Source organism: Streptomyces sp. UNOC14_S4 (assembly GCF_020740835.1).
Taxonomy (GTDB): Bacteria; Actinomycetota; Actinomycetes; order Streptomycetales; family Streptomycetaceae; genus Streptomyces.
The window spans coordinates 1-8,396 of record NZ_JAINFC010000345.1 but is presented as its reverse complement, the minus strand read 5'-3'; the positions used below and the strand labels follow the sequence as shown (position 1 = coordinate 8,396).

Below are 8,396 nucleotides of genomic sequence, written 5' to 3'. Positions count from 1 at the left end.
GGGTAACGGGTGGGGGTGAAGTAAAACCTGACCGGAATGCCGGGAATGCGGCGGAGGGAATTCCGGTTGAGGATGGACGTCTCTGCACAGCCGACGTAAGGATCCATGCTCGTGAGCAAGGTCCCCTCCATCACCCTCAACAACGGCGTGGCCATGCCCCAGCTGGGCTACGGTGTCTGGCAGGTGCCGGACGACGAGGCCGCCGCCGCGGTGGGCACGGCCCTGGAGGCCGGGTACCGCAGCATCGACACGGCGGCCGTCTACGGCAACGAGGAGGGCGTGGGCAAGGCCCTCGCCGCCACCGACGTCCCGCGCGACGAGATCTTCGTGACGACGAAGGTCTGGAACTCCGACCAGGGCCACGACGCCACGCTCCGCGCCTTCGACGCGTCGCTGGACCGCCTCGGCCTGGAGTACGTGGACCTCTACCTCATCCACTGGCCGGTGGCCTGGCGGAACACCTTCGTCGACACCTACCGCGCCATGGAGGAGCTGCTGGCGAGCGGCCGTACCAAGGCCATCGGCGTCTGCAACTTCCAGACCGCCCACCTGGAGCGGCTGCTGGCCGAGACCTCCGTCGTGCCCGCGGTCAACCAGATCGAGCTGCACCCCAACCTCGCGCAGGGCGAGCTGCGGGCCTTCCACGCCCGCCACGGCATCGCCACCGAGGCCTGGTCGCCGCTCGGACAGGGCAAGGCGCTCCTCGCCGACCCGGTGATCGGCGAGCTCGCCGCCCGCCTCGGCCGGACCCCGGCCCAGGTCGTGCTGCGCTGGCACCTCCAGCTGGGCAACGTCGTCATCCCCAAGTCCGTGACCCCCTCCCGCATCCGCGAGAACATCGACGTCTTCGGCTTCGAGCTGGAGGAGAAGGACATGGACGCGCTCGCCTCCCTCGACACGGGCACGCGGCTGGGACCGGACCCGGACGAGTTCGACCTCTGAGTCGTCCTCCGGGCGATGGGGAAGGATGGGCTCGAACACGTACAGCACGGCCGTGACACCCGAATCGAGGAATCGAGGAGAGACGGTCATGACGACGAGCCCGAGCCCGTCCACCGCCACCACCGCCGCGTCCGCGGAGCCCACCGAGCCGGACACGGACGTCCGGCCCGGCACGCCCGCGGCGGCCCGGGGCCGGACCACGATCGCCGACGGCGTCGTGGAGAAGATAGCCGGGCTGGCGGCCCGTGAGGTCCCCGGCGTGCACACCCTCGGCGGTGGCTTCGCCCGCACCCTGGGCGCGGTACGGGAACGGGTCCCCGGCGCCCGCTCCAACGTCACCCGCGGCGTGAAGGTCGAGGTCGGCGCACGGCAGACGGCGATCGACCTCGACATCGTCGTCGAGTACGGCGTACCCATCACGGAGGTGGCCGGGGACGTCCGCGAGAATGTCGTCGCGGCGGTCGAGCGGATGACGGGCCTCGAGGTCGTGGAGGTCAACATCGCAGTGGTCGACGTGCGGCTGCCGGAGGACGACGAGGCGGCGGAGCAGGAGAGCCGGGTGCACTGACCGGCGAGGGACGGCGCGCGTGCGCGTCGTCCGGTACCGGCTGGTCGTCCAGGGACCCCTTCCCGTGACAGGGACCCCTCGTGACAGGGGCCCCTGCGACCGTCGTTCGCGTCAGCCGCGCAGCGGCCCCTCGCAGGTGAACGGGGACGTGCCCGCCGTGCCGTCCTGCCAGACCGTCACCGTGCCGAAGTGACAGTTCATGTCGGCCAGGTTGTCGGCGGCGCCCCCGGCCCGGTTCAGGATGAAGTAGTCGACCGTGCCGGACATCTCGCGGAAGACCTTGTCCGGGTCGCCGGGGGCCGAGAGGCGGGACGTGATCCGGCCCGTGCAGGTGAAGCGCCGCAGGAGGCCGGAGCCGGTGCCGTTGTCCGTGCACTCGGGGGTGATCCAGGTCGCGCCGGCGAAGGCGGACCGGACCTCTGACGGCTGGGCCAGGGACAGCGACCCCACGGGGGTGAAGCGCGTGTCCGGCACGTACAACGTGTCGACCTGGGCGATCTGTTCGTCGAGGAAGGCGTCGTACTCGCGCTGCTGCGCCGCGTCCGCGCCCATGCGGGTGCGCCACGCGTCGAAGCCCTTGGGGTCGTCGGCGCGCTCGTAGCCGTACATCTCGCGGAGCAGCGACGGGTGGTGCTGCCACAGGAAGGCGAAATACGTCCCGGCGTAGGCGTAGAAGCGGAAGCCGTCGCCGTCGTACGTGGAGTGCAGCAGGCGGTCGACGGTCATGCGGGGACCGCCGTTCGCCGTGTCGGCGATGACGCTCTTGACCAGGGCCTGTCTGACCTTGACGCCCTCGCCGCGGGTGGAGCCCGCGAAGAACTCGGCGGTGCCCTCGTCCATCGCGGTGGTCAGGTCGCCCGTGTACCAGCGGGGCTCGCCGAACATGCCGGGCACCGCCCAGCGGCCGTTGAGGTAGTGGGTGTACTCGTGCCGGAAGAGCTCCTCCAGCGTGAGCGAGGAGTCCTGGGGGACGCGGCGCTGATAGGTGTAGAAGGTCGCGCCCTGCTCGATGTAGACGCCGCCGTTGTTGGTGCCCATGCCGGTCAGCAGCGGGTGGAAGACCTCGTAGTCGGCGCGCGAGGCGTACAGGTGGATATGGAGCGTGGCGTTCGGGTCGCCGGGCAGCGGGGCGTCCGTGCCGAGCACCCGGAAGAACTGCTCCTTGACCTGCTTGCTCGCGTAGTAGAGCTGGTCGACGGTGGCCCGGTCGAGTGCCGTGCGCACCTGGATGCCGCCGTTGTCGTACGTGTAGGTCTGCGGGAAGAGGTCGTTCTCGATCTGCTTGACGCAGACGTGGTGGCGCTCGCAGTCGCCGTAGGTGTTCAGCCACGAGACGACGCTCGCCCAAGGCGCGCTGAACTTGCCGAAGTTGCTCTCCGTGATCGGCAGCAGCGTGCCGAGGTCCGCGACGACGGCGGTCCTGAGGCTGTCGATCTGGCCGAAGCGGCCGTACTCCCCGAGGGCGTCGCGCACGGCCCACGCGTTGGCCGTGCCCTTCAGGTGGGTGTGGCCGGAGAAGGCGCGGAACGCGGCGCGGTAGGCGGCGTTCCCGGCCGCCGCCTGCTGGAAGGCCGTGTCCTTGTTGCCGGGGTAGACGCCGAGGTAGTTGACGGTGAGCGCGGCCAGTGCCGCGCCGCCCCAGGCGGGGTCGGCCGCGGTGGCGGTGCCGGGCCCCATGGTGGCCAGGACGCGTTCTATCAGCGGGAGTTGATACTGCCTCAGCCCGCTCGCGCTCGCCGCGTCGAGGGCTTCGCGCAGCGTGTCGGCGTTCTGCCTGGTGGGGTCGAAGGCGTGGGCACTGCCGCCGAACGCGTCGACGGCAGTGCGTACGGCGTCGAGGGTGGGGGCGTCGCCGAGCGGGACCTCGGGGTGCGAGAAGGCCTGGTAGGCCACCGCGTGCAGGTACGTGAAGAGCTCGTACAGGTGCGCCGCGTCGGTGCCGTCGTGGCGCGGGGCGAGGGTGGTTATCCGGTGCGCGACCGCCTGGATGTGGGCCTGGGACATCACCGGGGCGAGCCGGGCGTCCCACGTCCAGATCAGCCCGCGCAGACAGTCGTCCGCCGTGACGGCGGGGTCGGTGAGGAAGTCGGCGAACCGCTCGGGGGAGAGCCCTGTGACGCCGTCGAGGGTGCAGGGGACGGTGTCGCGCAGGGCCCGGCCGGTGGAGGGGCGGCCGGGCTTCGCGCCGTGGACGGCATCACCGGGTACGGGGCCGGGTATGCGGCCCGGCCGCACCAGGCCGCCTCCGGGTATCGGGCCGCTGTGCTTGCCCGGTGGTACGGCGAGGCGGTCGACCTCGTCGTACGGATTGCCGTGACCGGTCGGCTGACCGGGTCTTGCGGAGGTGGTGGGTGGGGTGGGCGGCCGGTCCGGGGTCGCGGCCGCGGCCTGCGCGGTCTGTGCCACCGGCAGGGCCAGACAGGCCGCGACCACGGTGGCGAGCAGCCCTCTGCGCGCTCGACGTAAGGCGGACATCGTTTCTCCTGACGAGAGTTGATGCTGCGTCAGACGAAGTGCGTCCGTACCTTAGTAATGTGACATTGCACTGACAAGATGCGCGACGGGAGTGACCGCGGGATGGGTGTGGGGCCAGGCCGAGGCGGCCTGGCCCCAGGTGCCGCAGAGCTCCCGGCGCCTAAATGTGGACGCTGTGGCCCGTTGCGGCGGACATGCTCTGTCCCGCCGGGACCATTTGGGCGGGCCCCGTGCAGTCGGGGGTGGTGTGGACGAACGCCACGGTGCGGGTGCGGTTCTGCACGGACAACGGCGCGTTGAGGTTCCGATAGCAGCCGGACGGATCGGTGAAGACGCGTCCGTTGAGGACGAGCTGGCCGCTCGCGGCGTACGCCGGTCCGGGAACGGTGGGCGAGAGCACTGCCGTGACGGCGAGTGCGCAGAGGAGTCTCGGGAGAACGCGTCGCATGGGCATCCCTGTCGGCTCGCGGGGCGAAGACGCTCGACAACTGCCCCGGCCCCGCCCACGACATGCTCCCATCGCCCCTACAGGGCGATGCGAACGTTTGGGCACATCGTCATCCGGCGCTCCCGTGCACCCGGTCCAGCGGGAGTCGGGTCACCAGCCCGCGAGCGGTCACGCCCGCGCCGTCGGCGTCACGGAGCCGCGTCAGCTCACGGTCCGTCAGCCCGCGCCCGTACACCCGTACATCCTCCAGATTCCCCGTCAGGAAGGCACGGGCATCGGGACGTTGGGCCAGATGGATACCGAAGGAGGAGGTGCGGCTCACCGAGCCCGGTACGTCGGCCACCGTCACCGACGTACGGTCCACCGTGAGCGTGAGGCGTCCGCCCGCCCTCCGCAGTGCCGCGAAATGCCACCGCCCGTCCTGGAGGGCGCCCGTGACCCGGGCCGTCGCCGAGCGGGCCGGGCCCGCCCCGGTGATCGCGGTGAGGGAGCCGCCGACACCGGCCGTGTCGCTGCGCAGCGACACCTGCGGAGCCCCGCCGACACCGCCCATCCACAGCAGCGGCTGCTCCCCGCGTGCGGCGGGAGCCGCCGTACGGAACCACAGCGCCGCCGTGAAGTCCCGCGTCCCCAGCGGCAGCGTGTCGCGGAACGGCAGGCGCACGGCGGCGTCCACGCCGTCGAAGGACAGCGCCCGGCCGTGGCGCCCGGGAACCGGCCGGGCGCCGCCGAGGACGTACGCGCCCGGGGCCCCCGGCGCGCGGTCCGGCGTCGTCGGGTCGGGGGCACGGCGCGGGCCCAGCCAGTCCTCGGTGAAGCGGGCGAAGCGGATCTCGTCACGCGCGTTCGCCCTGCCCGCCTCGTAGAGCAGCCCGGCCGTGTCCGGGGCGAGGGCGGCCAGGTCGGAGTAGCCGGACCAGTCGGCGGTGACGCGCCTGCCGCGTTCGGCGCTCTCCCAGGTGCGCCCCTGGTCGTACGAGGAACGGATCGTCATCGTGCGGCGGCGGTCGGGGTCCGCGGGCAGGGACAGCAGCCACCGCCCGTCGCGCAGGGGCAGGACCGCGCCCTGGACGGTGGGGGCGTAGAGGTCGGGGAGGGCCCGGAAGGGCGTGGAGAAGGACGCGCCCCCGTCGGTGCTGACGGCGGCGTCGCGGTTGCCGAGGTCGGTGCCGTTCTGCTCGCGGCCGTTGACGTGGAGCGCGCCGTCGTCGCCTTCGGCGAGGGTGAGTTCGGACGGCATCTGACGGTACGTCCCGTCCGGCGCGATGGGCTCGCTCTCCACGGCACCCAGCCGCCAGTGCGCCCCGCCGTCGTCGCTGAGCGCGAGGGCGGCGTGCGTCGTCGTGACGCGGGTGCCGTCGTGGCTCTCGGCGTTGAGCCCGACGACCAGGCGGCCCCGGTGGGGGCCGTGGGCGAGCTGGACGCCGTGGCCCGGCCCGGTGGCGTACCAGGAGTTCCAGGCGCGCGGCCGGACCTCCGCGGCGATGTCGCGCGGCCGTGACCAGCTCTCCCCGTCGTCGTCGCTGTACTGGAGGTGCGGGGTGCGGTCGCAGGGCACGTCACAGTTCGCGGCGTCGTCGCGGCCCTCGTTGTACGTGGTGAGGACGGTGATCCGGCCGGTGTCGCGGTCGACGACGGGCGCCGGATTGCCGTGCGTGTCGCCGTCCCCCGCGTCCACGACCCGCGGCGGACCCCAGGTGCGGCCGCCGTCGGTGGAGCGCTTGACGACGAGGTCGATGTCGGTGGCGTCGCCGCAGTTGTTCTTCCGCCCCTCGGCGAAGGCGAGCACCGTGCCGCGCGTGGTGGTCACGAGCGCCGGGATGCGGAAGCAGGCGTATGTCCGCCCGCCGTCACCGCGTACGCCGTCCCGGTCGGCACGGAACAGGACCTGTTCCGTGAAGCCGGCGTCGAGGTCGGTGCCGGTGCCGGTGTCGTCGGAGGCTCCGGCCGGGGCGGGCTGGAGGGCGAGCGTGAGGAGGCAGGCCGCCGGCACGGCCAGGCGTCTGAGAGTGACGGTGTGTCGGGAAGCGGAACGGGGGAGCGGCGCCATGGCCCTGCCCTTTCGCGTCGAGGCACATCGGTGAGGTACGTCGGTGAGGCATGGACTGGGACTGGTCGTGACGCGCGGAAACCGGGCGGCGCCGCGTGCGCCTGCCCGGTGGCCCGAACGTAAGGCGTGCGACGGCGCCCCACAAGGCGGATTGCGCCAATGAGCTCACACGGGGCGCAGCACCACCTTGCCCGTGTTGACGCGCGCCTCGATGATCCCGTGCGCCTCGGCGGCCCGCTCCAGCGGCAGTTCGGCGTGGACGCGGGCACGGACACGGCCCGCCGCGTGCAGCTCCCACAGTTCATGGCGCCACTGCTCCATCAGGGCGGGGCGGTGCCGGGCGATGAGCGCCATCTGGAAGCCGATCACCGCCTTCGCGCCGACCAGCAGGTCGTACGCCTGGAAGGTGCCGCCGCCCGAGCTGTACGCCACCAGCCGCCCGCCCGGGGCCAGGGCCGCGAGCGCGGGGGAGAGGAGCTCCCCGCCGACCGCGTCCAGGACGATGTCGACGGGCTCGATGCCCGGGGCCCCGTCGTCCGGCCCGCCGTTCAGCCCGCCGTTCAGCTCCTCGTACGTCACGACCTCGTCCGCGCCCAGCGACCGCACGAAGTCCGCCTTGGCGGCCGAGCCCACCGCCCCGACCACGCGCCGGGCGCCGCGGGCCTTCGCGAGCTGCACGGCGAGGTGGCCCACGCCGCTCGCCGCGGCTGTGACCAGCACGGACTCGCCCTCGACGGGGCGGGCCGCCTCGTACGCGCCGAGGGCGACCAGGCCGCTGCGCACGAGCGCGACGGCGTCCACGGCGGTCGCGTGCTCCGGTATCGGCGAGGCCATGGCGGAGTGCAGGACGGAGTGCTCGGCGTACCCGTCGGCGAAGCACACGCCCGTGACGCGGTCGCCCACGGCGAAGCCCGTCACCTCCGGCCCGAGGGCGACGACCTCGCCCGCGACCTCCCCGCCGAGGCTCGCGGGGAGCGCGAGCCCGCCCTCGCGGACCTTTCGTACGACGGGCAGGGTGACCCCGACCGCCTCGGTGCGCAGCAGGAGTTCACCGGGGCCCGGGGCGGGGACGTCCGTCGTCTCGACGCGCAGGACTTCCGGGCCGCCGTTCTCGTGACAGCGGACGCGACGCATCAAGGGGACCTCCACAGGTTCGTTGGGAGTCCCAACGATACCTCAATTCATTGGGAGGCCCAATGGTTTTTTGGGTAGGGTCAGGACATGACAGAGAACGAGCCCGCACCCGCCCCCGAACCCGAGCTCGACCGCATCCGGGCCCTCCCCAGCTGGCTGCTCAACCGCGCCTCCGCGCGGGGCCGCGGCCTTGTGAGCGAGGCGCTCGCCGCCGAGGGCATGCGCATGCCGCACCACGCGGTGCTGTGCGCTGTCGCGGACCTCGGGCCGGTGGCCCAGGCCGAACTCGGGCGGAGGACCGGCTTCGACCCCAAGGACATGGTCGGCATCCTGAACGACCTTCAGGGCGCGGGACTGATCACGCGCGCGCCCGACCCGGCGGACCGGCGCAAGAACGCTATCGCGTTGACCGGGGAGGGGCGGCGGCTTCTGGGTCGGCTGACCGTGCTGGGGGAGCGGGCGAACGAGGTGCTTCTGGAGGGGCTTTCGCCCCGGGAGCGGGAGGTCTTCGTGGAACTGCTGCGGCGGGTTGCGGCGGGGGACGCCTGAGCGTCTGCCGCTTGCGTTCGGCGCGCGGCTGCGGGCCCGTTGTGGCTGGTCGCGCCCACGCGGCGGAGCCGCAAATACAACACAGCCCCGCGCCCCTAAAGGCCAAGGCCGTGAAGTTATGGGCTGATGGGCCCTGTCAACAGGATGTCGATGCTGATGGTGGCTTTGTAGGTGCGTCGGTCCACGCGCAGGCTCTTGTATGCGTAGCGGGACAGTGGTCGCTTGACGGC

General features: G+C 72.4%; 7 protein-coding genes. 3 read left to right on the top strand and 4 right to left on the bottom strand.

What is annotated here, in order from left to right:
• Positions 1-111: 111 nt before the first annotated feature.
• Together K6I34_RS25795 and K6I34_RS25790 are read left to right on the top strand one after the other, a co-directional pair.
• Entirely contained in the window at positions 112-942 is an 831-nt protein-coding gene (locus tag K6I34_RS25795) for an aldo/keto reductase (protein WP_308294059.1), read from the top strand.
• 88 nt (positions 943-1,030) lie between these two features.
• Positions 1,031-1,510, top strand: a complete 480-nt coding sequence (locus K6I34_RS25790) for an Asp23/Gls24 family envelope stress response protein (RefSeq protein WP_229328984.1) — start codon at positions 1,031-1,033, stop codon at positions 1,508-1,510.
• A gap of 111 nt (positions 1,511-1,621) precedes the next feature.
• Here K6I34_RS25790 and K6I34_RS25785 read toward each other — a convergent pair whose 3' ends face one another.
• The 4 genes from K6I34_RS25785 to K6I34_RS25770 form a co-directional block, all read right to left on the bottom strand.
• Positions 1,622-3,985 (bottom strand): collagenase, encoded by a 2,364-nt coding sequence (locus K6I34_RS25785; protein ID WP_229328982.1) that lies wholly within the window; start codon positions 3,983-3,985, stop codon positions 1,622-1,624.
• A 160-nt stretch (positions 3,986-4,145) separates the two neighbouring features.
• Entirely contained in the window at positions 4,146-4,433 is a 288-nt protein-coding gene (locus tag K6I34_RS25780) for a hypothetical protein (RefSeq protein ID WP_229328980.1), read from the bottom strand.
• Between the two features lie 109 nt (positions 4,434-4,542).
• Complete coding sequence (locus tag K6I34_RS25775; RefSeq protein WP_374231012.1) at positions 4,543-6,483, bottom strand: exo-alpha-sialidase; 1,941 nt, start codon at positions 6,481-6,483, stop codon at positions 4,543-4,545.
• Between the two features lie 165 nt (positions 6,484-6,648).
• Entirely contained in the window at positions 6,649-7,617 is a 969-nt protein-coding gene (locus tag K6I34_RS25770; protein ID WP_229328976.1) for an NADP-dependent oxidoreductase, read from the bottom strand.
• A gap of 87 nt (positions 7,618-7,704) precedes the next feature.
• Here K6I34_RS25770 and K6I34_RS25765 point away from each other — a divergent pair, with 87 nt between their 5' ends.
• Entirely contained in the window at positions 7,705-8,166 is a 462-nt protein-coding gene (locus K6I34_RS25765) for a MarR family winged helix-turn-helix transcriptional regulator (RefSeq protein ID WP_229328974.1), read from the top strand.
• Positions 8,167-8,396 lie beyond the last annotated feature (230 nt).

What these genes read in the sequence shown, in the direction of transcription:
- K6I34_RS25785 (WP_229328982.1), bottom strand. Translation starts at nt 3,985, where the DNA reads ATGTCCGCCTTACGTCGAGCGCGCAGAGGGCTGCTCGCCACCGTGGTC.
- K6I34_RS25770 (WP_229328976.1), bottom strand. Translation starts at nt 7,617, where the DNA reads ATGCGTCGCGTCCGCTGTCACGAGAACGGCGGCCCGGAAGTCCTGCGC.
- K6I34_RS25790 (WP_229328984.1), top strand. Translation starts at nt 1,031, where the DNA reads ATGACGACGAGCCCGAGCCCGTCCACCGCCACCACCGCCGCGTCCGCG.
- K6I34_RS25780 (WP_229328980.1), bottom strand. Translation starts at nt 4,433, where the DNA reads ATGCGACGCGTTCTCCCGAGACTCCTCTGCGCACTCGCCGTCACGGCA.
- K6I34_RS25765 (WP_229328974.1), top strand. Translation starts at nt 7,705, where the DNA reads ATGACAGAGAACGAGCCCGCACCCGCCCCCGAACCCGAGCTCGACCGC.
- K6I34_RS25775 (WP_374231012.1), bottom strand. Translation starts at nt 6,483, where the DNA reads ATGGCGCCGCTCCCCCGTTCCGCTTCCCGACACACCGTCACTCTCAGA.